At 67.2% G+C, this 23,831-nt stretch carries 22 protein-coding genes; 6 read left to right on the top strand and 16 right to left on the bottom strand.

Annotated features, from left to right (window positions below; translation table 11 throughout):
* Positions 1–16 precede the first annotated feature (16 nt).
* The 4 genes from ACFQPB_RS02090 to ACFQPB_RS02075 form a co-directional block, all read right to left on the bottom strand.
* A complete protein-coding gene (locus ACFQPB_RS02090) occupies positions 17–1,117 on the bottom strand; it encodes a YeeE/YedE family protein (protein ID WP_382219398.1) in 1,101 nt (366 codons plus the stop codon).
* A 70-nt stretch (positions 1,118–1,187) separates the two neighbouring features.
* The gene (locus tag ACFQPB_RS02085) at positions 1,188–1,493 is read right to left on the bottom strand and encodes a hypothetical protein (protein ID WP_382219493.1); all 306 of its coding nucleotides are present in this window, start codon (positions 1,491–1,493) and stop codon (positions 1,188–1,190) included.
* A 20-nt stretch (positions 1,494–1,513) separates the two neighbouring features.
* Complete coding sequence (locus ACFQPB_RS02080; RefSeq protein WP_382219396.1) at positions 1,514–2,155, bottom strand: NrsF family protein; 642 nt, start codon at positions 2,153–2,155, stop codon at positions 1,514–1,516.
* Complete coding sequence (locus ACFQPB_RS02075; RefSeq protein WP_382202058.1) at positions 2,152–2,727, bottom strand: sigma-70 family RNA polymerase sigma factor; 576 nt, start codon at positions 2,725–2,727, stop codon at positions 2,152–2,154. Before ACFQPB_RS02075 ends, ACFQPB_RS02080 begins: the two co-directional genes overlap by 4 nt.
* Before the next feature lie 140 nt (positions 2,728–2,867).
* On the opposite strand from ACFQPB_RS02075, the gene ACFQPB_RS02070 reads away from it, so the two are divergent.
* From ACFQPB_RS02070 to ACFQPB_RS02055, 4 genes are read left to right on the top strand one after another with little or no spacing between them, the layout of a single operon-like run.
* Entirely contained in the window at positions 2,868–3,155 is a 288-nt protein-coding gene (locus tag ACFQPB_RS02070; RefSeq protein ID WP_382202060.1) for a BufA1 family periplasmic bufferin-type metallophore, read from the top strand.
* 18 nt (positions 3,156–3,173) lie between these two features.
* Positions 3,174–4,001, top strand: coding sequence for an MNIO family bufferin maturase (bufB, locus tag ACFQPB_RS02065; protein WP_382219394.1), 828 nt, complete (start codon positions 3,174–3,176; stop codon positions 3,999–4,001).
* Positions 3,998–4,768, top strand: coding sequence for an HvfC/BufC family peptide modification chaperone (locus ACFQPB_RS02060; RefSeq protein ID WP_382219392.1), 771 nt, complete (start codon positions 3,998–4,000; stop codon positions 4,766–4,768). Before bufB ends, ACFQPB_RS02060 begins: the two co-directional genes overlap by 4 nt.
* Positions 4,765–5,220: a DoxX family protein gene (locus ACFQPB_RS02055; protein WP_382202066.1), complete on the top strand. Its 456-nt coding sequence runs from the start codon at positions 4,765–4,767 to the stop codon at positions 5,218–5,220. The genes ACFQPB_RS02060 and ACFQPB_RS02055 overlap by 4 nt, the downstream gene beginning before the upstream one ends.
* Positions 5,221–5,226: 6 nt before the next feature.
* Here ACFQPB_RS02055 and uvrA read toward each other — a convergent pair whose 3' ends face one another.
* The 4 genes from uvrA to ACFQPB_RS02035 form a co-directional block, all read right to left on the bottom strand.
* On the bottom strand, positions 5,227–10,953 hold the full coding sequence (gene uvrA / locus ACFQPB_RS02050) for an excinuclease ABC subunit UvrA (RefSeq protein WP_382219390.1): 5,727 nt from the start codon (positions 10,951–10,953) through the stop codon (positions 5,227–5,229).
* A 91-nt stretch (positions 10,954–11,044) separates the two neighbouring features.
* Positions 11,045–11,479: a universal stress protein gene (locus tag ACFQPB_RS02045; protein WP_382219389.1), complete on the bottom strand. Its 435-nt coding sequence runs from the start codon at positions 11,477–11,479 to the stop codon at positions 11,045–11,047.
* Between the two features lie 65 nt (positions 11,480–11,544).
* Positions 11,545–14,364, bottom strand: a complete 2,820-nt coding sequence (gene fdhF / locus ACFQPB_RS02040; protein ID WP_382219387.1) for a formate dehydrogenase subunit alpha — start codon at positions 14,362–14,364, stop codon at positions 11,545–11,547.
* Entirely contained in the window at positions 14,364–16,109 is a 1,746-nt protein-coding gene (locus ACFQPB_RS02035; RefSeq protein ID WP_382219385.1) for an NADH-ubiquinone oxidoreductase-F iron-sulfur binding region domain-containing protein, read from the bottom strand. The genes fdhF and ACFQPB_RS02035 overlap by 1 nt, the downstream gene beginning before the upstream one ends.
* A gap of 58 nt (positions 16,110–16,167) precedes the next feature.
* On the opposite strand from ACFQPB_RS02035, the gene ACFQPB_RS02030 reads away from it, so the two are divergent.
* Entirely contained in the window at positions 16,168–17,238 is a 1,071-nt protein-coding gene (locus ACFQPB_RS02030) for a substrate-binding domain-containing protein (protein ID WP_382219383.1), read from the top strand.
* Positions 17,239–17,248: 10 nt separating this feature from the next.
* Here the strand turns inward: ACFQPB_RS02030 and ACFQPB_RS02025 are convergent, their stop codons facing one another.
* Entirely contained in the window at positions 17,249–17,926 is a 678-nt protein-coding gene (locus ACFQPB_RS02025) for a 2-hydroxychromene-2-carboxylate isomerase (RefSeq protein ID WP_382219381.1), read from the bottom strand.
* Positions 17,927–18,004: 78 nt separating this feature from the next.
* On the opposite strand from ACFQPB_RS02025, the gene ACFQPB_RS02020 reads away from it, so the two are divergent.
* Positions 18,005–19,750, top strand: a complete 1,746-nt coding sequence (locus ACFQPB_RS02020; protein ID WP_382219379.1) for a diguanylate cyclase domain-containing protein — start codon at positions 18,005–18,007, stop codon at positions 19,748–19,750.
* Here ACFQPB_RS02020 and ACFQPB_RS02015 read toward each other — a convergent pair.
* The 7 genes from ACFQPB_RS02015 to ACFQPB_RS01985 all read right to left on the bottom strand — a co-directional run bounded on the left by ACFQPB_RS02015 (position 19,723) and on the right by ACFQPB_RS01985 (position 23,795).
* Entirely contained in the window at positions 19,723–19,950 is a 228-nt protein-coding gene (locus ACFQPB_RS02015) for a DUF1289 domain-containing protein (RefSeq protein ID WP_382219377.1), read from the bottom strand. The two genes, ACFQPB_RS02020 and ACFQPB_RS02015, sit on opposite strands and share 28 nt — an antisense overlap.
* A 9-nt stretch (positions 19,951–19,959) precedes the next feature.
* Complete coding sequence (locus ACFQPB_RS02010) at positions 19,960–20,457, bottom strand: YbaK/EbsC family protein (protein WP_382219375.1); 498 nt, start codon at positions 20,455–20,457, stop codon at positions 19,960–19,962.
* Between the two features lie 13 nt (positions 20,458–20,470).
* Complete coding sequence (locus ACFQPB_RS02005; protein ID WP_382219374.1) at positions 20,471–21,115, bottom strand: LysE family transporter; 645 nt, start codon at positions 21,113–21,115, stop codon at positions 20,471–20,473.
* Between the two features lie 5 nt (positions 21,116–21,120).
* Positions 21,121–21,549 carry a PIN domain-containing protein gene (locus tag ACFQPB_RS02000; RefSeq protein ID WP_382219372.1) on the bottom strand — a complete coding sequence of 143 codons (429 nt, stop codon included), beginning with the start codon at positions 21,547–21,549 and terminating at the stop codon, positions 21,121–21,123.
* Entirely contained in the window at positions 21,546–21,764 is a 219-nt protein-coding gene (locus ACFQPB_RS01995; RefSeq protein WP_382219370.1) for an AbrB/MazE/SpoVT family DNA-binding domain-containing protein, read from the bottom strand. Before ACFQPB_RS01995 ends, ACFQPB_RS02000 begins: the two co-directional genes overlap by 4 nt.
* Positions 21,765–21,804: 40 nt before the next feature.
* Complete coding sequence (locus ACFQPB_RS01990; RefSeq protein WP_382219368.1) at positions 21,805–22,722, bottom strand: hydroxymethylglutaryl-CoA lyase; 918 nt, start codon at positions 22,720–22,722, stop codon at positions 21,805–21,807.
* Between the two features lie 107 nt (positions 22,723–22,829).
* A complete protein-coding gene (locus tag ACFQPB_RS01985; RefSeq protein ID WP_382219366.1) occupies positions 22,830–23,795 on the bottom strand; it encodes an Abi family protein in 966 nt (321 codons plus the stop codon).
* Positions 23,796–23,831 lie beyond the last annotated feature (36 nt).

Below are 23,831 nucleotides of genomic sequence, written 5' to 3'. Positions count from 1 at the left end.
GCCACACACCTCCCGCTCAAGGCACCACCGCACCCGTGGTGTTGGCGGGACTGGCTGCTGTGGCGTGGTGGTGCGGCGCGTCCAGCAGGCGGTCGGCCAGGCCACCGCCCACCCACATGCCCAGCAAGGCGAGCCAGGCGGTGACGGCAAAGATGGCGCCACCGGTCATGCCCGCCCCCACAGCACAACCGCCCGCCAGCATGGAGCCAAAGCCCATGAGCACGGCACCGCCGATGTAGCGCGGCATGGTGTAGCCACCACCAAAACCTTCGAGCTTCCATTCGCGGCCCACCAACGCACCAATCAGCGAGCCGGCAAACACGCCGGGCATCAGACCCAGCCCAAACGTCCAGGGCGCGTTGGGCTCGCCCAGCACCCGCATCAGCCATTCGGCCGATGGGCCGCTGAAGGTCAAACCCTGGATCTGCACCACCTCGAAAGAGTGCGACATGACCTGGTAGGTGCCGGCCCAGGCCAGCGCCACCATCAAACCGGTGCCCAGGCCACCAAACCATTTCCAGAAGCCCCAGCCGCTGCGCACCGCAAAAAACAAGGCCGCCGCCAGCCACACCAGACCAAAAGCCAGGCCACCCCACGGCCCCACACCGGTGAGCGCCAGCAGGTTGCGGCTGTCGCCCCCCTCCACCGTCCACAGAGCCGACAGGGCTTCGCGCCACGGCGCCAGAATGCCGCCCAACGCGGCCTGCGCTGTCACCGCAAACACCAGGCCCGACAGCAACGCGCGCAGGTTGCCATTGGCCGACAACACCAGCAGCCGGCTGGCGCAACCGCGTGTCATGACCATGCCCACACCAAAGATCAACCCACCGATCAGCGCACCCGACAAACTGCCACGTGCCGACAACTGGCGCGCGCTGCTCAGATCCAGCCCACCCAGCAACACCATCAATTGCACACCCACCACGGCGGTGGAGAACGCCAGCAGCCACACGGCCAGCTTGTCGCCAAACTTGTGGTGCCAGAACTCGATGACAGCCGCGCGCAGACAGAATTTGGAGCGCTGACCAAAAAAACCAAAGCCGGCGCCCACCAGCGCACCACACACGGCCAACACCGCCGGTTCGCCGAAGCGCTCAATCCACGCCGTCCAATCCATGGCTTGCCTCAATTCAAATATCGTTGATTGCTGATATTAAGACTTTGGCAAGCCGCTGTGTTGACCGCGATCAAGGATGTGGCGTCGTCTCCAGGTGAGCGTCGCAACCCACACCCGCCGCGATCCAACGTGGCGCTAGGCAGCGCATCAGGGGCGCGGCCCAGCGCCAGCCTGGGCGCAGCACCGCCTCGGGTTCGGTCAGGGCACCACACTGGTAGCGGCCGGTCACATCGCTCCAGCGCAGCGCGGCACACGCGCCCCGGCGCCGGCCCGACAAGACCATGCCCAGCGGGCAAGGCTCACTCAGGCAACACACACCGCAGCCGTTGCAGGGCGCGCCCAAGGCGGGTTTTGGCGGGGCGTCGGGGTGGATCATCACCACCCGATGGGCGAGATTCACCACCGCAACACCCGAGAGCCGATCAATGCCCCCAGCGCAGTGGGCACCAACATACCGAGCACGTACCAGACGGCCAGGAAGGGCGCATCCATCTCGGGGCAATGCAGCGCATAAGCGGCCGCCCCCACGCCGCCAGCCAGCCAGCCAGCGGCCGCACCGGCCCAGCCGGGGCGTGTGGGGGCCAGGCCCCGCAGGTACCACAGGGCCAGGGCCAACATGGGCAGCGCGGTGATGGCCACGTTGGACGAACACACACGCCAGGTGCTGCCCCACAGCAAGCTGTCGCGCTGTGTGGGGTCGGCGCCGGCCCACACCCACACGGCCCACAACCACAACAGCAACACCGGCAGGCCCAACCCAACACCCAGCGCGCCCAGGCGCATGCCCGGATGGCCCAATCGGAACACCGCCGCCGCGCCCAACGCGGCCACCGCCAGCGGCATGGCCACCTTGAGCGCAAACGGCGCGGTGCCCGCCACCTGGGCCAGATCGCCCCGCAGCCCGAACTGCGCCAACACCCAGGCCACGCCCAGCAGCACACCCGCGCCGAGCGCCACCACCAGGCGGCGCTCACCCACCTGACGCGGCACGGGCGCCGTGTCAGTGGCCAGCAGGCCAATCAATTCATCGGTTTTCACGTTGCTTCCTTCCACAAGCGCGCCAGCGCCTTGATACCTCGGTGCACGCCCACTTTCACCGCCGACTCCGACATGCCGGTCAGCCGCGCGGTCTCGGCCACCGACAGGCCCTCGATCTTGGTGTGGTGGATCGGCAGCCGCTGGTGGTCGGGCAAGGCCTCCAGCAAGCGGCCGATGTCGCGTTTCGAATCGGCTTCCTCGTCCACCGGCGCCACCAGCCAGTCGGCGGCATCGTTGTCGGGGTCGTCCAGCGGGTCGTTCAGGGCCTCGTGGCGCGCGCGCCTTCGCCACAAATCGACCAGCTTGTAGCGGGCCAGCGCATGCACCCAGGCCGTCAGCGGTTCACTCGGCCGATAGGTGTGACGCTGCGTGTGCACCGCCATCAGCGTGTCCTGCACCAGGTCTTCCACCTCGTCGGGCAGGCGTTGCAAGCGGCGCCGGAAATAGCCCCGCAGCAACGTGCTCAGACGTTGCAGAAACACCCGATAGGCCGACGCGTCACCGTCCAGACCCGCCAGCAATAGCCCTCTGAGTTCTTGTTCCATGGCGCTTGCCTGTTCAGTTCGCGTCATGGGTGGAAAAGGTTACAGCTTGGGGCAAAAAAAGATTTCGCAGATTGTGCGCTTGTGCTGTAACCAATCGCTCGGGCGCCACGAACTCACCACCGAACCCTACGGTTCATCACCTCAACCTTGTCCCCACTGGAGCCAACATGAACACCCGTCCCCTGAGCCTGACCCTGGTCACCCTCGCCGCCCTGACCGCCGGCGCCGCCCTCGCCCAGTCCAACATGCCCGACGCCAAAGCCGGCGCCAAGGAGCGTTGCTACGGCGTCTCGATGGCTGGCAAGAACGACTGCGCCGCCGGCCCCGGCACCACCTGCGCCGGCACATCCAAAACGGACTACCAGGGCAATGCCTGGAAGTACGTGCCCGCCGGCACCTGCACCAGCATGAAGACGCCCACCGGCATGGGTTCGCTGATGCCCATCAAGTCCTGACGCCTGGAGAGCAGCGTCATGCTGACCGCCGGCCTGGGCCTCAAGCCCGCCCACTTTGCCGAGGCCCTGGCCGACACGTCGGCCGGCCTGTGGTTGGAGGTGCACCCCGAAAACCACCTCGTGGACGGCGGTCCGCGCCTGGCGTGGTTGCAGGCCGTGGGCGAACGGCATCCGCTGTCGCTGCACGGTGTGTCCATGTCGCTGGCCGGCCTCGACCGGCCCGACCGCAGCCACCTGTTGCGCCTGAGCGCTCTGGTGCAACAACTGAACCCGGCCCTGGTGTCCGAACACCTGGCCTGGTGCACATGGGGGGGGCAGGTGCTGCCCGACCTGCTGCCGTTTGTGCGCGACGACGCGGCCCTGGCCCGCACCGCCACCCACATCGATGAAGCGCAGCAAGCCCTGGGCAGGCGCATCGCCATCGAAAACCCCTCGCACTACATCACCCTGCCCGGCCACACCTGGCGCGAGCCCGACTTCATGAACGAGCTGGTGCGCCGCACCGGCTGTGGCCTGCTGCTGGACGTGAACAACGTGTACGTGTCGGCGCACAACCTGGGTTTTGACGCCGCACGCATGCTGCGCGCCTACGATGCAGATGCCGTGATGGAAATCCACCTGGCCGGCCACCATACCGACCCCCAACTGGGCGCCCAGCTGTTGATCGACGGACACGACACACCCGTGAGCGAGGCCGTGTGGCAGCTCTACGCCGACCTGATCACCGACATCGGCCCGCGCCCGACGCTGATCGAGCGCGACGAACAGTTGCCCGACTTCGCCACCTTGATGCGGGAGCGCAACCGCGCCCACCGGCTGCTGGCCGAACACGAGGTGACCGCATGACCGCCGACGCCAACCTCGCGCTCATGCCCGCCTTCTGGCAGGCACTGCTGGCTCCCCACGATGCCCCACGGGCCGAGTGGCTGAACCAGCCAGGCTTTGCCGTCTACCGCAACACGTGTACCAAAGGCTGTGTGGACGCGCTGGCCGCGCAATTCCCCAGCGTGCTGCGGCTGGTGGGCAACGACTGGTTCCGGGCTGCCGCCACCGAACACGTGCGCGCCCAGCCGCCACAAGATGGCCGCCTGTTGCGCTACGGCGCGGGCTTCCCACCCTTTCTGCAGACCTTCGCACCTGCGGCTGGCCTGCCCTACCTGGCGGGTGTGGCACAGCTCGACTGGCTGTGGACGCAGGCCCATGTGGCCGCCGACGCCGCGCCACTGCCGCCCCATGCCATGGCCACATGGGACGCCAACACCTTGCACACCACGACACTGCGCCTGCACCCCGCCACCCGCTGGCACTGGCATGACGAGCTGCCGTTGTTCAGCCTGTGGCGTGCCGCCCGCGAACAACACGACGACCCCAACCCCGCCGCCTGGGTGGGCGAAGGGGCGCTGTTGACCCGCCCACACGACCAGGTGCTGTGGGCGCCGCTGTCGGCCGGCGGGTGTGCGCTGCTCGATGCCTGCGCGGCCGGCCACACCATCGCCGACGCAGTGCATACCGCACTGACACGTGAACCCGAGATGGACCTGGCCGCCACGCTGGCCCTGCTGCTGACACAAGGCGCATTCACCCACACCGAAGTTACAGAGGACCCCACATGACCACCCAGACCCTGCCCACCGCCGCCGGCTGGCGCCCACGCCTGAACACCCTGCTGTCCCGCGCCGTGCCCGACGACCTCATCGCCCTGGCCAGCCGCTTTGGTGTCGGCAGCATCTTTTTCCTTTCGGGCCGCACCAAGGTGGACGGTGGGCTGAACGTGAGCGACACCGCCCTGCTGCTGTTCGAACAGGACTACGCTCTGCCGCTGATTTCGCCGGTGTGGGCCGCCCACCTGGCCACCTACGCCGAACACCTGCTGCCGCTGATGTTGTTCCTGGGTCTGGGCACGCGCCTGGGCGCCCTGGGCCTGCTCGGCATGACGGCGGTGATCCAGGTCTTCGTCTACCCCAGCGCCTGGCCCACCCACCTGAGCTGGGCCGCACCACTGCTGTACTTGCTGGCACACGGCGGTGGCAGGTGGTCGGTGGACCACCTGTTGTTCAAACGCTGAACGGCATCAACGCCCCCGCGCCAACACCGGCGCCAGCGCCAACCCCGTGTGTGTGCCCAGCGCCACCAGATGCTCCGGCGTGCCGGCCGCCACAATCTGACCGCCGGCCGAGCCGCCTTCCGGACCCAGGTCCAGCACCCAGTCGGCTTCGGCAATCACATCCAGGTCGTGTTCGATCACCACCACGCTGTGGCCGCCGTTGACCAGGCGGTGCAGCACGTGGATGAGTTTTTCGACGTCGGCCATGTGCAGGCCCACGGTGGGTTCGTCGAGCACGTACAGCGTGTGTGGCGCCTTCTGGCCGCGCCGCCCCACCTCGTCGCGCACCTTGCTGAGTTCGGTCACCAGCTTGATGCGCTGCGCCTCGCCACCGCTGAGCGTGGGGCTGGGTTGGCCCAGGGTGAGGTAGCCCAGGCCCACGTCTTTGAGCAGTTGCAACGGGTGGGCGATGGCGGGCATGGCTGCGAAGAAGTCCACCGCTTCGTCCACCTCCATCTGCAGCACGTCGCCAATGCTTTTGCCGCGCCAGGTGACGGCCAGGGTCTCGGGGTTGAAGCGGGCGCCGTGGCAGGCCTCGCAGGGCACCTTCACGTCGGGCAGGAAACTCATCTCGATGGTGCGCACGCCCTGGCCTTCGCAGCTGGGGCAGCGGCCTTCGCCGGTGTTGAAGCTGAAGCGGCCCGGACCATAGCCACGCGCCTTGGCCTCCAGCGTGTCGGCAAACAGCTTGCGCACCGTGTCCCAAAAGCCGATGTAGGTGGCGGGGCAGCTGCGCGGTGTTTTGCCAATGGGGGTTTGGTCGACTTCGAGCACGCGGTCCACAAAGCCCCATCCCTCGACCGATGCGCAACCCGTCCACAGCTGGACCTTGCCGGCGGCAAGCGCGTCGCGCCCGGCCTTGGTGGACGCCTGTGACACGGCGGCCGACACGTTGGCCAGCAACACATCACGTGCCAGCGTGGATTTGCCGGAGCCGCTGACGCCGGTCACGGCCACCAGGCGCTTGAGCGGCACCGCCGCGTCCACCCGCTGCAGGTTGTGCAGCTGTGCGCCGTGGACCGCCAGCCACGGGCCTTGCGCGGGATTCACCTCGCGCCTGGGATGCAGCGGGTGGCGGATGGCGTTGAGCAGGTAGCGCCCGGTCACCGATTCGGCGGCATCCGACAGGTCTTGCGCCGATCCCTGCGCCACCACCCGCCCACCACGCTTGCCGGCGCTGGGCCCGATGTCGATGATGTGGTCGGCGCGGCGTATGGTGTCTTCGTCGTGCTCCACCACCACCAGGGTGTTGCCCATGTCGCCCAGCTTGTGCAGGGCGCCCAGCAGGATCTGGTTGTCGCGCGCGTGCAGGCCAATGGTGGGCTCGTCCAGCACGTAACACACGCCCTGCAGGTTGCTGCCCAGTTGCGCGGCCAGGCGGATGCGCTGCGCCTCGCCGCCGCTGAGCGTGGGCGCGCCCCGGTCCAGCGTGAGGTAGCCCAGGCCCACCTCTTCGAGGAACTCCAGCCGCCCCTTGATCTCGGGAATCAGATCGCGCGCGATGCCGATTTCGCGGTCGCTCATCGCACCTTCGAGCGACAGAGACTCCACCCACCGCCGCACGTCCAGCACCGACAGCCGCGCGATGTCGGTGATACCGACGCCCGCAAACTTCACCGCGCGCGCGGTGGTGTTCAGGCGCGTGCCTTCGCAGCTGGGGCAGGCCACGTCGGCCACGTCTTCCAGCTCAGGCTCGGCAAAGGTCTGTTCGCGGCCTTTTTCCTTGTCGTCGCGCACCGAGTCGTCCATGGCCTTGCGCTGCTCCTTGCTCAGCTTCACACCGGTGCCCACGCAATCGGGGCACCAGCCGTGTTTGCTGTTGTAGGAGAACAGACGCGGGTCCAGTTCGGCATACGAGGTGGCACACACCGGGCAGGCCCGCAGCGTGGAGAAGGTTTCGGTGTGGCCAATGCCCGCCGTGGAATGGCCACCGCGCATGGCGTCGGCCAGTGTGGTGATGCCGCTGAGCACCGTCAGAACACCCTTGCCATGTTCCAGCGTCAGCGCCAGTTTCTCGCGCAGCAAATCCTCATTTTCGGGGCTCACGTCCAGGCTGGCCACAGGCAGCTCGATGCTGTGTTCCTTGAAGCGGTCGATGCGCGGAAAACCGGTGGTGGGCAGGAACTCGCCGTCCACGCGCAAATGCGTGTAGCCGCGCGGGCGGGCCCAGTCGGCCAGCTCGGTGTAGACGCCCTTGCGGTTGACCACCAGCGGCGACAACAGGCCGATGTGCTGCCCCCGGTACTGGGTGAGCAACTGGGCGGCAATGCGGTCGGCCGTCTGCGGCTGCACCGCCGCGCCATCGTGCACACAGTGCTGTGTGCCCAGCTTCACGTAAAGCAGGCGCAGGAAGTGCCAGACCTCGGTGGTGGTGCCGACGGTGGACTTGCGCCCGCCGCGTGACAGCCGCTGTTCGATGGCCACGGTGGGCGGTATGCCGTAGACCGCGTCCACCTCGGGCCGGCCGGCCGGCTGCACGATGCTGCGCGCGTAGGCGTTGAGCGATTCGAGGTAGCGGCGCTGGCCTTCGTTGAACAGGATGTCGAAGGCCAGTGTGCTTTTGCCCGAGCCGCTGACGCCGGTGATGACGTTGAACTTGCCACGCGGGATGTCCACGCTCAGACCCTTGAGGTTGTGCTCACGGGCATTGACGATCTGAATGCTGTCGGGGCCCGTGGGCGCGCGTGGGGCGGCGTACACCGCCGCCTGCTCGGCCACCGCCACCACCGGCGTCATGGCCGCCGCGTACTCACGCAGCGCGCGCGCGGTGTGGGTGTCGGCGTGTTCGCGCACGTCTTCGGGTGTGCCCTCGGCCACGATGAGGCCGCCGCCGTCGCCGCCCTCAGGGCCGAGGTCGATCAACCAGTCGGCCGCGCGCATCACGTCCAGGTTGTGCTCGATCACCACCAGCGAATGGCCAGCGTCCAGCAGCTTGCGCAGCGCGCGCATGAGCTTGGCGATGTCGTCGAAGTGCAGGCCGGTGGTGGGCTCGTCGAACAGGAACAGCGTGCCCTTCTTCGCCACCGGCTGGCGGCTCTTGGACGCGGTCTTGGCGGCCTCGGCCAGGAAACCGGCAAGCTTGAGGCGCTGCGCCTCGCCGCCCGACAGCGTGGGCACGGGCTGACCCAGGCGCACGTATTCCAGGCCCACGTCCACGATGGGCTGCAGCGCGCGGATCACCTCGCGGTCGTGGTGGAACACGCTGGCCGCCTCGCTCACCGTCAGCTCCAGCACGTCGGCCACGTTGATGAAACGCCCGCCACGCTCGATCTTGATCTCCAGAATCTCGGGCCGGTAGCGCTTGCCGTCGCAGTCGGGGCAACGCAGGTACACGTCGCTCAAGAACTGCATTTCCACGTGCTCGAAACCCGAGCCACCGCAGGTGGGGCAGCGCCCGTCGCCGCTGTTGAAGCTGAACTTGGCCGGCGTGTAGCCGCGCTGGCGCGACACCGGCGCATCGGCAAAGAGGCTGCGGATCGCGTCCCAGGCGCCCACGTAACTGACCGGGTTGGAGCGCGCCGTTTTCCCGATGGGCGACTGGTCCACGTAGACCACGTCGGCCAGCAAATCGGCGCCCAACAAGCGGTCGTGTGCGCCAGGCGATTCGGTGGCGCGGCCAAAGTGGCGCATCAGCGCCGGCGCCAGCACGTCCTGTATCAGCGTGGACTTGCCGGAGCCGCTCACACCCGTCACCACCACCAGGCGCTGCAGCGGGATGTCCACCGACACATTCTGCAGGTTGTGCTCGCGAGCCCCTTCAAGAATGAGGCGCGGCGTGTTGTCGGTCACCATGCGCTTGAAGCCCATGCCGATTTGCTTGCGCCCGCCCAGGTAGGCACCGGTCAACGTGTCGGCCTGACGCAGCGCGGCCACCGGGCCGTCGAAGACGATCTGCCCGCCGCGCTCGCCGGGGCCGGGGCCCATGTCGATCACGCGGTCGGCGGCCATCATCACCGCCGGGTCGTGCTCCACCACCACCAAGGTGTTGCCAGCGTCGCGCAGGCGCAGCATGGCCTGGTTGATGCGGTCCATGTCGCGCGGGTGCAGGCCGATGCTGGGTTCGTCCAGCACGAACAGCGTGTTCACCAGCGAGGTGCCCAGGGCGGTGGTGAGGTTGATGCGCTGCACCTCGCCACCGCTGAGGGTGCGGCTCTGCCGGTCCAGCGTGAGGTAGCCAATGCCCACGTCGCACAGGTACTTGAGGCGGGTGGTGATTTCCTCAAACAGCAGACGCTGGGCCTGCGATTCGGCGTCGCGCGCACCGCCCAGCACGTCGGCACTGATGAGGTCAAAAAAGCGCCGCAGACGCGCGATCGGCATCAGCATCAGGTCGTGCAGGCTCAGGCCCGGCAGGGCTTCGAGCTGCGCGCGGCTCCAGCCCACGCCGCGTGGCAAGAAGCGCCGATCGGTGGGCAGCACATCGTCGGCCGCCACCTTGGAGCCGATGCGCCACAGCAGGCTTTCGAGCTTGAGGCGCGCGCCGCCGCAGGTTTCACAAGGCGTATAGCTGCGGTACTTGGACAAGAGCACGCGGATGTGCATCTTGTAGGACTTGCTCTCCAGGTACTCAAAGAAACGTTTCACGCCGTACCAGCGTTTGCCCCACTGCCCGTCCTTGTAGCCGGCCTCGCCGTGGATAACCCAGTGCTGCTGCTCGGGTGAGAGCTTGTTCCAGGCCGTGTCGCGCGGGATGCCGTGGGCCTCGGCGTGGCGCATCAGGTCGTCCTGGCACTCCGACCAGGCTGGCGTCTGGAAGGGCTTGATGGCGCCCGCGCGCAGGGTGAGCTTGGCGTCGGGAATGACCAGCCCATAGTCCACCCCAATCACACGGCCAAAACCCCGGCAAGCCTCGCACGCACCCACCGCCGAGTTGAACGAGAACATGGAGGGCAGCGGCTCGGCGTAGCGGATGTCGCTTTCCGGGCAGTGCAGGCCGGTGGAGAACTTCCACAGCTCGGGCTCGGCCTCGTCGTTGAGCTTGTAGACGGTGAGGCGTCCACTGCCCCGCTTGAGACCCACCTCGATGGCTTCGACGACACGCGCCTTTTCCGCGTTGCCCATGCGAAAGCGATCCGCCACCACGTCCAGCAGCTTACGCGGCCCGGTGACGGTGGCCACCTCGCGTTCGGCTTGCACCTTGGTGAAACCGCTGGCCGACAGCCACTGCGCCACTTCTTCCGCCGATGTGCCCGCCGGCAGTTCCACCGGAAAGGTCAGCACGATGCGCGGGTCGTCCGCCTCCGCACAGCGGCGCTGCAATTCCGCATAAACAGACTCGGTGGAATCGTGCCGCACTGGCAAGGCGGTCTGGCGATCGAACAAATGGCCGGCACGCGCAAACAACAGCTTCAGGTGGTCGTTCAGCTCCGTCATCGTGCCGACCGTGGAGCGCGAACTGCGCACCGGGTTGGTCTGGTCGATGGCAATGGCCGGCGGCACGCCTTCCACCTTGTCCACCGCCGGCTTGTCCATGCGGTCCAGAAACTGGCGCGCGTAGGCGCTGAAGGTCTCGACGTAGCGGCGCTGGCCCTCGGCGTACAACGTGTCGAACACCAGGCTGGACTTGCCCGACCCGCTGGGGCCGGTGACCACCGTCAGCTCACCCGTGCGGAAATCGACGTCGAGGTTCTTGAGGTTGTGCTGGCGGGCGCCGTGAAGGCGGATCAGGCCGCGGGGGGATTCGGGTGATGACATGGGTTCGCCTGGTGGGAGGCGAACATTCTAGGAGGCGATCCGCCCCGCAGCGGGGTTGCGGGGCTTTGCCGCACGCGGGGCGTGACGGGTGTCACTTGACGATCAGCACCGGCACCTTGGCGTGGGTCAGCACCTTCTGGGCCACGCTGCCCAGGAACAGCGCTTCCATGCCCTTGCGGCCGTGCGAGCCCATGACGATCAGATCGCAGCCTTCGGCCTTGGCGGTTTCGGTGATGCCCTCATAGACCACCGAGCGTTCGATGGTGTCGCCCGCGAAGGCCACGCCGCGCTGCTTGCAGCTGTCGGCCAGCACTTCGAGCGAGCGGTTGGCGGCCTGCTTGGCCTCGCTCAGGTAGGCCTGCAAGCCCACGGCCGAGGCGTCGCCGATGCCGATGTAGGGGAAGGGGTCGATCACGTACACGCCAATCACTTCGGCGCCGTGCACCTTGGCCAGGTCGGCGGCGAACTCGGCGGCCTTGTGGGCCAGGTCGGAACCGTCGGAGGGCACGAGGACTTTCTTGAACATGAGGGGTCTCCTTTTTCAGAAAACGTCAGTATCGGTCAATTGTGAACCGCGTCCCTTGCGTCAGATCAAGCCTCGGCCACCGCCGCCCCCTCCACCGCCTCGATGGCCACCGCACAGTACTTGACCTCGGCGATTTTGGCCGCCGGGTCGAGTGCCGGGTTGGTCAGCAGGTTGGCCGCGGCTTCGGCGTAGGCGAAGGGGATGAAGGCGGTGTCCAGCGGCATGCCATCGTCCACCCGCACGCTGAGCGTGACAACACCCCGCCGCGAACGCACCCGCGCCTGCCCACCCGCCAGCAGCCCCAGCTTGGCAGCGGTGGTGGGGTGCAGGCTCACGCTGGGCAAGGGTTCCAACGCGTCGAGCACGCTGGCGCGGCGCGTCATGCTGCCGGTGTGCCAGTGCTCCAGCTGGCGGCCGGTGATGAGCACCAGGGGGTAGTCGGCATCGGGCACTTCGGCCGGTGGCGTGGGCGTGGCGGGTACCAAGCGGGCGCGGCCGGTGGGGGTGGGAAAGTGGTCGGTGAACACCACCGCCTGGCCGGGGTCGCCCAGGTCGTGCACGGGGTAGACCACCGCCTGCTCGCGCCACAGGCGCGGCCACGACAGGCCGGCGATGCTGGGCATGAGGGCGCGCATTTCCTCGAACACCGCACCAATGCCCTGCGCCGGGTTGTCGCTGGCGGTACCGTCGGCGTGGATGTCGTAGCGCCAGTCCTGCCCCAGCCGGCGTGCGATCTGCTCGGTGATCCAAGCGTCGGCGCGGGCTTCGCCCGGCGCGTTCAGCGCCTTGTGGCCGATCTGCACGCAGCGGTCGGTGTTGGTCACGCTGCCGGTTTTTTCGGGCCAGGCGGTGGCGGGCAACACCACGTCGGCCAGGCTGGCGGTTTCGGTCAGGAAGATGTCCTGCACCACCAGGTGGTCCAGCCGGGCCAGGGCCTCGCGGGCGTGGCCGGCGTCGGGGTCGCTCATGGCCGGGTTTTCGCCCTGGATGAGCATGGCGCGGATCTGACGGTCGTAGGCGGCGTTGATGATTTCCACCACCGTGAGGCCGGGCTGCGCGCCCAGCGTGCCTGGGGAGAGGCGCCACACTTCTTCGGCGTGGGCGCGGGCCGCGGCGTCGCTCACCGACCGGTAGTCAGGGAAGACCATGGGGATAAGGCCGGCGTCGCTGGCGCCCTGCACGTTGTTCTGCCCGCGCAGGGGGTGCAGGCCGGTGCCCGGGCGGCCGATCTGGCCGGTGACCATGGACAGTGCGATCAGGCAACGCGCGTTGTCGGTGCCGTGGCTGTGCTGGCTCACACCCATGCCCCACAAAATGATGCTGGCCTTGGACGTGGCAAACGCGCGCGCCACCTCGCGGATGGTGTTGGCATCAATGCCACACACGGGCGCCACCACCTCGGGCGCAAAGTCGGCCACGTGGGCCTTGAGCTGTTCAAAGTCCAGCGTGCGGTCGCGCACAAAAGCGGCGTCGGTCAGCCCCTCGGTGACGATGACGTGCAGCATGCCGTTGAGCAAGGCCACGTCGCTGCCCGGCGTGAAGCCCAGGAACTTCCAGGCATGGCGGGCCAGCTCGGTGCGTCGCGGGTCGGCCAGCACCAGCTTGGCGCCGCGCTTTACGGCGTTTTTCATCCAGCTCGCGCCCACCGGGTGGTTTTGGGCCGGGTTGGCGCCGATGACGAAGATCAGCTCGGCATGTTCCACGTCGCGCAGCGGGTTACTCACCACACCCGAGCCCACACCTTCCATCAGCGCGGCCACGCTGGAGGCGTGGCACAAGCGGGTGCAGTGGTCGACGTTGTGAGTGGCAAATGCGGTGCGGATGAGCTTCTGGAACAGGTAGGCCTCTTCGTTCGTGCCCTTTGCCGAACCGAAGCCCGACACCGGGCTCGCGCGACCACGCTCCGGCGTGCTGGCCAGTGCCTTTTGAAAGCCGGCGGCAGCGGCGTCGAGCGCCTCGTCCCAGGTGGCTTCGCGGAAAAGCTCTTTCCAATCACGGCGCATCACGTTGGTCGCGTCCTTGGGCGCGTCGGCGCGGCGGATCAGCGGCCGCGTGAGGCGGTCCGGGCTGTGGGCGTAGTCGAAGCCAAAGCGGCCTTTCACACACAACCGACCTTCGTTGGCCGGGCCTTGTTTGCCTTCCACGTGGTCTATCTTGCCGTCCTTGACGTGGTAGGTCAGTTGGCAGCCCACGCCGCAGTAGGGGCAGACCGAATCGACCGTTTTGTCGGCCACGCGGGCGTAGCTGCCGTTGGCCGGTGCGATGGCGCCGGTGGGGCAAGCCTGCACACATTCGCCACAAGCCACGCAGGTGCTGTGGCCCATGGGGTCGGCCTGGTCAAAGATGATTTGCGCGTGGCCGCCCCGGAAGGCGAGGCCCAGCACGTCGTTGCCCTGGATGTCGCGGCAGGCGCGGATGCAGCGGGTGCACTGGATGCAGGCGTCGAGGTTGACGTGCATGGCCGGGTGGCTGGCGTCGCTGCAGGCTGGCGCGCGGCGCTGGTAGCGTTGTGCATCGGCGCCCACGGCCTCGCCCCAGCGCGCCAGTTCGCTGTTCTGTTTGAGCGCGGAGGTGTTGTCGCCGGCATCGGCCAGCAGCAGTTCCAGCACGGTTTTTTGCGAGCGCTGCGCGCGTTCGCTGTCGGAGCGCACCACCATGCCGGCCTGCGGCGCGCGGCAGCACGAGGCCGCCAGCACCCGCTCACCAGCCACCTCCACCACACAGGCGCGGCAGTTGCCCGCGCTGGGCAGGCCGGGTTTGTGGCACAGGTGCGGGATGTCCACGCCCACACGCTGGGCCACCTGCCAGATGGACTCACCGGGCAGGGCCTGCACGGCTTGGCCGTTGAGCGTGAAATCGGTTTTGGGCAAATCGTTGGCGCTCATCATTGCACCTCCTCAGGGAAAAATCGCAACACCGAATCGAAGGGGTTGGGCGCGGCCTGGCCCAGGCCACAAATGGACGCGTCGCGCATGACCTGCGACAGCTCGGCCAGGCGTTCCGTGTCCCAGGTGGGTTCGGTCATCAGTTGCACCGACTGCACCGTGCCGGCACGGCAAGGTGTGCACTGCCCGCAGGACTCGTGCTCGAAGAAGCGCATGAGGTTCAGTGCCGCGTCGCGCACGCTGTCGTGCTGACTCAGCACCACCACCGCCATGGAGCCGACAAAGGCGCCGTGTTCGGCCAGGGTGTCGAAGTCCAAGGGCACGTCGGCCAGCGCCGCCGGCAGGATGCCGCCCGACGCGCCGCCCGGCAAGTAGGCCTTGAGGGTGTGGCCGGCGGGCAGGCCGCCCGCGTATTCCGCCACCAGTTCGTTGAGCGTGATGCCGGCTGGCGCCAGATAAACACCTGGCCGGTTGACCCGGCCCGACACGCTGAAGCGCCGCAGCCCGCTGCGCCCGCGCCGGCCCTGGCCGGCCAGCCAGGCACCGCCTTTGTCAAGAATTTCGGGCAGCCACCACAGCGTCTCCAGGTTGTGGGCCAGCGTGGGCCGGCCAAACACCCCGTTGACCGCGACGATGGGCGGCTTGAGGCGTGGCATGCCGCGTTTGCCTTCCACCGATTCGATCAGGGCCGATTCCTCGCCGCACACGTAAGCGCCAGCGCCGCGCCGCAGCTCGATGGCCGGCCAGGTCCAGCCGGGGTACTTGTGCTGCCAGGCGGGCAGGCGCTGCTTCAAGGCTTCGATCGCCTGGGTCAGGATCACGCGGCCGTCGTGGTATTCGTCGCGCAGGTAGAGCCACACATCCTCGGCGCCCACGGTGAGCGCAGCGATCAACAGGCCCTCCAGCACCCGGTGTGGCGTGGTGGTGAGCACCTGCCAGTCCTTGAAGGTGCCGACCTCGCCCTCATCGATGTTGACCACCATGGCCTTGCGGCCGGGCTGGGCACGCACCGTTTCCCACTTGCGCCAGGACGGAAAACCCGCCCCGCCCAGGCCACGCAGCTGAGATGCCTTGAGTTCGGCCAGCACCTGGTCGGGCGTGAGTGCGCCGCCCAGCAGGCGGCGCAGCTGGGTGTAGTCGCTGTCGGCGTCAGACGGCACCAGCACACGCGGCGCGGTCTCGCCCCGCGCCAGCAGGTCGGTCACACAGGCCACGCTGGCCTGCGGCACCTGGTGCTGGCCCACGCAGGCGGCGGGCGCCTGGTGGCACTGCCCAATGCAAGGTGCTTCGATCACCTGCACCGACGCATCGCCCGCCAGCTTGGCCTGCAACCCATGCAGCAGCGATGAAGCCCCGGCCATGGAACACGACAGGCTGGTGCACACCCGCACCGTGGTGCGCGGCACCGCCGCGTCGTCGTCCACGATCTGGAAGTGGTGGTAGAAGCTGGCGACCTCGAACACCTCGACCTGGCTCAGCCGCAGGTGCTCGGCCAGCGCGGCCAGTTGGCCTTTGCGCAGGGCACCTTCGGTGTCGTTGAGGCGGTGCAGGTGTTCGATCAGCAGATCGGCGCGCGGCGCCAGGCCGTCACACAAAGCCGCCACGCGGGCGCGGTCGGCGGGGGCCACCTGCCGGCCCTTGGGGGTGTTTCGCAGCCGGCCTTTGCCCGGCAAATCCATGCGGCGCAGGGGCACCGCTTGCACGCCAGTCAGGCGCCCGTTGGATGGTGTGGTTGTCTCGTTCATCCAGGCAGCGTAGCACCGCCTCCGCGTTTTAATATGCACACCATTGCATAATTGAACGATGCTGCGTTTCACCCTCCAACCCCAATGGCACCTCGAGCGCGAGGCCGGCGACACGCTGGATGTGAGCACGTTGCTGACCCTGCTCGCGGCGGTGCAGGACAGTGGCAGCATCGCGCAGGCGGGCCGCGACATTGGCTTGTCTTATCGCAAGGCCTGGGGGCTGGTGTGTGAGGGAGAACGGCTGTTGGGGCAATCCCTGGTGAGCCGCGAACGAGGACGGGGCTCCCACCTGAGCGATGCCGCCCAGCGGATGGTTTGGGCCGATGCGCGGATTGCCGCACGCCTGCAACCCTTGCTGGCCTCGATGGGTTCCGAGATGGGTGGCGAACTGGCGGGCGCCCAACGCCGGCAAAGGCCCGTGTGCCGTCTTCACGCCAGCCACGGCTTTGCGGTGGCGGCCCTGCACGAGCTGCTGACCGCGCGGCGCGTGCCCATCGATCTGCGCTACCGCAACAGCCTGGAAGCGGTGGCGGCGTTGGCGCGTGGCGAATGTGATCTGGCGGGCTTTCACGTGCCGCTGGGCGAACTGCAGCACGAAGCCGCGCAGCGCTACCTGCAATGGCTCAAGCCCGAGCGGCACCGCCTGGTGCTGCTGGCGGTGCGCACCCAGGGGCTGTTTCTGGCGCCGGGCAACCCGCTGGGCGTGCGCGGCCTGGCCGACCTGACCCGGGCGGGCGTGCGCTTCGTCAACCGCCCCGAGGGTTCGGGCACCCGCATGCTGACCGAGCTGCTGCTGCGCCGCCACGGCATCGCGCCCGCAGCCATCACCGGCTACAACACGACCGAACTGACCCACGCGGCCGTGGCCGCCTTTGTGGCCAGTGGCATGGCCGACGTGGGCCTGGGCGTGCAGACGGCGGCCCAGCGCTTCGGCCTGCATTTCATCCCTTTGCAACGCGAACGCTACTTCTTTGCGCTGGCCACCAACCCGCTCGCGCAAGGTGAGCTGCCGCCGGTCCTGTCCGTGTTGCAGTCCCCGGCCTTCCGCGCCCGCGTGGCGGCCCTGAGTGGCTACGACGCCAGTGGCACGGGCACGGCCCTGGCCTTGAGCGACGCCTTTCCGGACTGAGCCGCCCGCCTCAACGCGCCCGCGCCACCCCGGCCCCCACCTGGGCGGCCGCCTCCCATGCCCCGCTGCTGAACCACGCATCGCCCTCCAGATACGCGCGCAGCATGGGCAAGGCGTCCTGCCCCCAGAACAGGCGCCCGTCGACCTCGAACGTGGGCACACCGAACACCCCCGCCGCGATGGCCGCCTCGGTGTTGGCGCGCAGGCGCTGTTTCACCTCGGGGCTGTCGGGCTCGGACATGGGGTGACCACACTCGGCCATGTGCTCGGCCAGACGCTGCTGCAAGCCAGCCAGCCGGACCGGGTCGTTGGGATCGCCACCACCGTGCCACACGTGGTGAAACAAGGCCTCTGTCACGAAGCGGTTGGTGCCACCCTGGGCAGCAGGCGACAGGGCGCACGCAGCCGCCAGGCGCAACAACGCCAGCGGGTTGAAGGGGTGGTGCACCGGCATGTCCAGGCGCACACCGGCGCGGTGCGCCAGCCAGGCCACCTGGCGGTAGGTCCAGTCGCGCTTGGGCGCGATCTCGGCCGGGCCCAACTGGCCGTGGTGGGCCAGCACACCCGCAAACAACACCGGCACATGGCGCACCCGATGGCCCACGCCCGCCATGGCCTGCGGCCAGGCCTTAAAGGCCAGGTGGGCATAAGGCGAAATCACGTCGTAGAAAAAAGTGATGGTCTTCACGGCAACAAAGGTGGAGGCCCCGCCCAGGACACCGCGTCATGGGTACAGTTGAGCCATGGCCATTCTGAAACAAAAACAATGACCCCCCTACCCTGCGCCTGGCGCGGGCTGTGGCGGGCAGCGTTGTGCCTCTGCCTGTTGTGCTGGCAAACGCTGGCGCCTGCCGCCGTGCTGCTGGATCGCGCCGAAGGCCGTGGTCAGCCCGTGGGCGCCCAGGCGCTGCACTGGGTGGACACCTCGGGCGACGCCGATCTGGCTGGCGCACAAGCCGCCCATGCGGCGGGCCGTTTTGAGCCCATGGTGCCCGGCACACGCAGCGGGCAGGATGAACAGGTTCATTGGTTGCGCATGGAAGTGGAACAGGCCCGCCACCACGGCGACTGGGTGCTGGCCCTGCACACCACCGCCATCGACGACGTGCGCTTTTTTGGCCCCTTTGACGCGCGCGGCCAGGCGCTGGCACCCCCCGTGCTGACCGGCCTGGTGCAGGCCTACGCCACCCGGCCGGTGGCGAACGAAAGACCGGCCATGCGGCTGCAACTGGAGCAGGCGGGCCGCTACGTGGTGTTCATGCGGCTGCAATCACGCTCATCACAGACACTGGAGGTGTCGGCCTGGGACACCGTGACCTACCTGCAATCGCGCCAGCACAAACGCCTGTTCGATGGCATCGTCTATGGCATCCTGTTTGCGCTGCTGGTCTACAACCTGGTGCTGGCCTATGTGTTCCGGCACGACAGCTACGGGTTGTACGTGCTCACTTGCGCCGCCGCCCTCTTCACCTTGGCCAGCTTCAATGGCCACGTGGCCCACTACCTGCTGGGCGATTGGCCCTGGGGACAGCAGCGCAGCAACACGCTGGGTTCGGCACTGTGGATTCTGTTTGGCGCACTGCTGTGCCGGGGCTTTCTGGAACTGCCCAGACGGTTGCTCTGGGCCAACCGCCTGGTGTGGGGGGTGATCGCCGCAGCGGTCATGGCTGCGTTGCTGGCGCTGGCAGGCCACACCGCCTGGGCGCAACAAATGGTGGAATTCTGTGCCGCTGCGGGCACCTTGCTCGCCGCCTGGGCGGCGGTTCGCGTGTGGCGCCAAGGCTTTGCGCCCGCCGCCTGGTACCTGTGTGGGCAAGCCCTGTTGTTCCTCTCTGTGTTGGTGGTGGTCGGCGTCAACTGGGGCATCATCAACGCGCCATTTTTGTTGGCCAACGGCCTGCAGATCGGTGTGGTGGCCGAGATGCTGGTGTTTGCCTACGCCCTCAGTGCGCGTGTGCGCCTGCTGCGCCAACGCCAGACCGAGCTGCGCCGCGAGGCCGACCACCTGGCCGAGGCCGTGGCCACCGACGCGTTGACGGGTTTGGCCAACCGTGTGGGCCTGAGCCAACGCGCCGAACAGCTGGACGCCGACCAACAAGCCCACGCGGTGATGTTGCTCGACTTGGACCGCTTCAAGCCCGTGAACGACACCTACGGCCACGAAGTGGGCGACCGCCTGCTGATCGAGGTGGCGCGGCGCCTGCAAAGCCAAATGCGCGAGGGCGACCTGGTGGCGCGGCTCGGTGGCGACGAGTTCGTGGTGCTGCTGGGTGGACGTCAGACACCGGCACAACTCGCGGCCATGGCCCAACGCCTGTGCGAGGCGGTGCAACAGCCTTTGCTGCACGCCGGGCATCTCATCAGCGTGGACGCCAGCATCGGCATCGCGCGGTGCCCGGAACACGGGCGGACGCTGACCGAACTGCTGCGCCATGCCGACGCCGCCATGTACCGCGCCAAACAGGCGCACAGCGGATTCGCGTTTTACGAGCCCGAAACGGCCTCGGCCTGACGGGCCTCGATCAAGCCCCAAATGCGCAGCCGTTCGGTGTCGCTGGCGCGGCCCCAGGCAACTATCTCGTCGATGTTGCGCCAGCAGCCTTCGCACAAACCGGTGGCAGGCACCATGCGGCACACGCCCACACAAGGCGAAGGCACGGCCGCGGTTTTGCGCGCACGGGCCAGGGTCAGGGGTGTTGTCGGGTGGATCACGTTGGCAGCTTAGTCGAGAGCGACATCGGCCACCGGCGCACCGGTCAAAACCCCCAGGTCCTGCGGTGCCAGGCGGAACACGCCGTGCGGGTGGCCCGCTGCCGCCCAGATGACTTCGAACCGGAACAGCTCGCGGTCCACCAGCAGCACGGGCGCCTGGGCATGGGCCACGGGCGACACCCCGCCGATGGAGAACCCGGTGCTGGTCTTGACGAAGTCGGCATCGGCGCGGCCCAGCTTCTGACCTTCGGCACACACCAGCGCCTGCACCTTTTTTTCGTCCACGCGTTTGTCGCCCGAGGTGACCACCAGCACCGCCGCGCCATCGGGTTTGCGTTTGAACACGATGCTCTTGGCGATCTGGCCCAGGCCCACCCCCAGGGCGTCAGCGGCCTGTTGGGCGGTGCGTGCCGCGTCGTCCAGCATCACGGGCGCGTGCGGGTGGCCCAGACGCGCCAACTCGGCGGTCACGCGCAACACACCCTCAGGCAGGTTTTTTTCACTCATGGGAAACGTCTCTTCAAGCGGCGGCGCTGGCGCCCCGGCGCACCATCAACAAACTGGCGCCCATGGCCATCAACACACCGCCGAACACACGGTTCTGCAGCAGCCGCGCACGGGCACCACGCATCCAGGCCTGCAGGCTGGAGGCCAGCCAGGCGTAGCCGTGCATCACCACCAGATCAACCGCCACGGTGGTGACCAGCAAGATCAGCAGCTGCAAGCCCATGGGGCGTTGGGGGTCGATGAACTGCGGCAGCACCGCCACCATGAACACAATGCCTTTCGGGTTGGTGACGTTGGTGATGAAACCGCGCGTGACCCGTTGACGCACGCTGAGGTCGGCATTGGGCAGCAGCGTCGCATCGGTCTGGGCGGCCACCGGCGCGCGCCACTGCGACCAGCCCAGCCAGATCAGGTAGCCCGCGCCCAGCACCTTGACCACCAGAAAGGCCGTGGCCGACGCCAGCAGCAAGGCCCCCACGCCCATGCCGGCCACCAGCAGGATGACGGACAGCCCCAGTTGGAGCCCAAAGATGGTGGCCGTGGTCTTTTTCACGCCATAGGCGAGGCCATGGCTCATGGACAACACCGCCCCCGAGCCGGGCGACAAAGCTATGGCCCAAGAGGCCACGAAATAGGCGATCCAGGTTTGTAATTCCATGGCGTTCAATGTGTTTCCGGTGATGCCGGGCCCAGCCACTGGGCACCGGGCAGATGGCCCGCTTGGCGGTCGAAGGTCAACATGGCGGTGCACCCGAGGGCGCGGTAGTGTGCCGCAAACAGGCAGTCGGCAAAATCGGCGCTGCCATTCTCGTAGTGGTAAACCGCCTGCTCCAGCGTGTGTTCGTTGTCGATTTCCAAGTCTTGCGATTCCAGCAAACCCTTGACCACCCGCAGCACCGCCGCCTTGTCCAGGCGTGCGCGGCTGCGCAGCACCCATTCCAGCTCCAGCACCGTGGGCAGGCCCAACACCAGTTGCCGGCCAGCGCTGCGCGCGCCACGGATCAACGCCGCCGCCTGGTCGGTTTGGGTCGGGTCGTCGGCCAGCACCAGCCGCGCCACCACATTGGTGTCCAGCCCCAAGCGTTCGGTCACTTCCAGGCTTTCATCTCTTCCACGGGAATGGCCGGCCCTGTGTAGCCCGCTATGCCTTGCAGATCGGCCAATTGCCGCTTCTTGGCCCGCATGATCACCGTGCCGTCGGGCAAGAGCGTGAAGTTGAGCTTGTCTTGCGGCTGCAGGCCCAGTCCATCCCGCACTTCTTTGGGGATGGTGGTCTGGCCTTTGCTGGTGACGGTGGCGTTGTGCACGGCGGAATCCCTTACAAAAACTAATTTTGTAAGGATTTTATCAGCCTACCCGTTTGTTGAGAAGGGCCGTGGCCACACGCGAGTTGGGTTTGCGGCCAAGCGCGCTGCTGATAAACGCACCGGCATCGACCAGGGCATCGAGGTCAATGCCGGTGTCAATGTCCAGACCTTGCAGCAGGTAGACCACATCTTCGGTGGACACGTTGCCGGTGGCACCCTTGGCGTAAGGACAACCGCCCAGCCCGGCCACGGAGGACTGGAAATTCCACACGCCCATCTGCAAAGCGGCGTAGGTGTTGGACAAGGCCTGACCGTAGGTGTCGTGGAAATGACCGCAGATGTGGTCGATGTCGAAATGCGGCAGCGTCGCCTCGATGGCGCGCTGCACCTTCAGCGGCGTGCCCACACCGATGGTGTCGGCCACGTCCACACGCTGCACGCCAATGCCTTTCATGAGCCGCGCCAGCATGGTCACACGCTCGGGCGCCACCTCGCCTTCGTAAGGGCAACCCACGGTGCAGCTCATGGCGCCGCGCACCGCAATACCGGCCGCCAGCGCGGCTTGCACCACGGGGGCAAAACGCTCGATGCTTTCGGCGATGCTGCAGTTGATGTTCTTCTGGCTGAAGGCCTCGCTGGCGGCGCCAAAGACGACAACCTCGTCGGGCTGGTCCAGCAGCGCGGCCTCGAATCCCTTCATGTTGGGCGTGAGTACGCTGTAGCGCACACCGGGCTGGCGCGTCATGCCGGCCATGACTTCGTGGTTGTCGGCCATCTGCGGCACCCACTTCGGGCTCACGTAGGACGTGACCTCTATCTCTTTCAGGCCAGCGGCCTGCAAGCGGTGCACCAGCTCGATCTTGACCGCCGCCGGCACCGGCTGTTTTTCGTTCTGCAGCCCGTCGCGGGGGCCGACGTCGATGAGTTTGACGCGGGTGGGGATGTTGTTGGTGGTCACTGCTTTGCCTCTTTCTGCTAATATTCGTGCAACACGGCCCCCTTCAACGCAACTGCCTCGGCAGCCAAGTTGCTTGGGGGTTTTTTATTGCCGATCGTTTGTTTACGTCACGCCCAAGTGGCCGGCCAATCCATGGGCGCTCCCATGCCAGCCACGTTGAGCCCCAAGTGCCCAAGCTCTGGAAACGACGCCAGATGTTCGCGCATGCGGTCCGGCCATGACGACGTGGGATTGATCACCCCCAACAACTGCCGGAGTATCCGCAGCAGCAGGAAACACCTGGCCAACGCATGAGGGTTGCCCTCAAAGCCAGCAACCCAAGGCATCTCCGCCTCCGACGGCAGTCTGGGTTGGTCAACGATGTTGCGGTTCCACAGACGGCTGTGGTGGGCGCAGACATTGCGCAAATAGTTCAAGCTTCGCAGCCAGGTGGCAAACACCCGCCCGTTGCGCACCCCATATTTCGCCGCAATCGCATCCTGCTCCGCCTCGCGCATGCCCCCGAACAAGGTGGAAAGTGTGCCGAAGTCCCACACCTCACAAGCCACCCACATGGCCAGCGGCAAGCCGTATTTGGCGCGGTTGTGGGTCACAAACTCTTCTTTCGACCGCTGGATCAGCTGCGCATGTTTGGTCAGCCACTCGTGATGCCGGGTCACGCCGGTGTCTCGGTTCAGCTCCTGGCTGAATGTGTGGTGAAAGAGAGCGGGACGCAGATACGCAAAAGCATCCAGTTGGCCCAGCATGTGGGACACGTCCACCCGCAGCGCAATCTCCACACGCTCCAGCGCGTCCAACACGAGCAGGCGCAATTCCTTGTCGAACACATACAGATCGACCGCGTTCTGAAACGTCGTGCCGGGTTTGAAACCGTCCAGCGCCAACGTCTCCACCTTGCCTTGCCGTCTGTCGTTCCGCGGATCCCACACACAGCAAGGCATCGAGCGCTCGCGAAAGGCAAACCAATACCCGCTAAGGCGGTAATAGCCAATGCGGTGCAAATAGGTCAAGGCCTTGGCCGGATCGGAGACGTGCATGCCTCGCGACCGCAGCTTTTCCAGCTGCTGCTCCAAAGTGAGCCAGGGTTTGGGGTAACTCATGGCAATGCT

The sequence above is a fragment of the Hydrogenophaga atypica genome (assembly GCF_042665215.1).
GTDB classification, from domain to species: domain Bacteria; phylum Pseudomonadota; class Gammaproteobacteria; order Burkholderiales; family Burkholderiaceae_C; genus Hydrogenophaga; species Hydrogenophaga defluvii_A.
The sequence above is the reverse complement of the archived record's forward strand: the minus strand, read 5'-3'. Positions and strand labels throughout refer to the sequence as shown.

Excerpts from the sequence above, each read along its gene's own strand:
- ACFQPB_RS02060 (WP_382219392.1), top strand. The coding sequence starts at position 3,998 with ATGACCGCCGACGCCAACCTCGCGCTCATGCCCGCCTTCTGGCAGGCA.
- bufB (WP_382219394.1), top strand. The coding sequence starts at position 3,174 with ATGCTGACCGCCGGCCTGGGCCTCAAGCCCGCCCACTTTGCCGAGGCC.
- ACFQPB_RS02085 (WP_382219493.1), bottom strand. The coding sequence starts at position 1,493 with ATGATCCACCCCGACGCCCCGCCAAAACCCGCCTTGGGCGCGCCCTGC.
- ACFQPB_RS02020 (WP_382219379.1), top strand. The coding sequence starts at position 18,005 with ATGACCCCCCTACCCTGCGCCTGGCGCGGGCTGTGGCGGGCAGCGTTG.
- ACFQPB_RS02090 (WP_382219398.1), bottom strand. The coding sequence starts at position 1,117 with ATGGATTGGACGGCGTGGATTGAGCGCTTCGGCGAACCGGCGGTGTTG.
- ACFQPB_RS02030 (WP_382219383.1), top strand. The coding sequence starts at position 16,168 with ATGCTGCGTTTCACCCTCCAACCCCAATGGCACCTCGAGCGCGAGGCC.
- ACFQPB_RS02070 (WP_382202060.1), top strand. The coding sequence starts at position 2,868 with ATGAACACCCGTCCCCTGAGCCTGACCCTGGTCACCCTCGCCGCCCTG.
- ACFQPB_RS02035 (WP_382219385.1), bottom strand. The coding sequence starts at position 16,109 with ATGAACGAGACAACCACACCATCCAACGGGCGCCTGACTGGCGTGCAA.
- ACFQPB_RS02075 (WP_382202058.1), bottom strand. The coding sequence starts at position 2,727 with ATGACGCGAACTGAACAGGCAAGCGCCATGGAACAAGAACTCAGAGGG.
- fdhF (WP_382219387.1), bottom strand. The coding sequence starts at position 14,364 with ATGAGCGCCAACGATTTGCCCAAAACCGATTTCACGCTCAACGGCCAA.
- ACFQPB_RS02045 (WP_382219389.1), bottom strand. The coding sequence starts at position 11,479 with ATGTTCAAGAAAGTCCTCGTGCCCTCCGACGGTTCCGACCTGGCCCAC.
- ACFQPB_RS02055 (WP_382202066.1), top strand. The coding sequence starts at position 4,765 with ATGACCACCCAGACCCTGCCCACCGCCGCCGGCTGGCGCCCACGCCTG.
- ACFQPB_RS02010 (WP_382219375.1), bottom strand. The coding sequence starts at position 20,457 with ATGAGTGAAAAAAACCTGCCTGAGGGTGTGTTGCGCGTGACCGCCGAG.
- uvrA (WP_382219390.1), bottom strand. The coding sequence starts at position 10,953 with ATGTCATCACCCGAATCCCCCCGCGGCCTGATCCGCCTTCACGGCGCC.
- ACFQPB_RS02005 (WP_382219374.1), bottom strand. The coding sequence starts at position 21,115 with ATGGAATTACAAACCTGGATCGCCTATTTCGTGGCCTCTTGGGCCATA.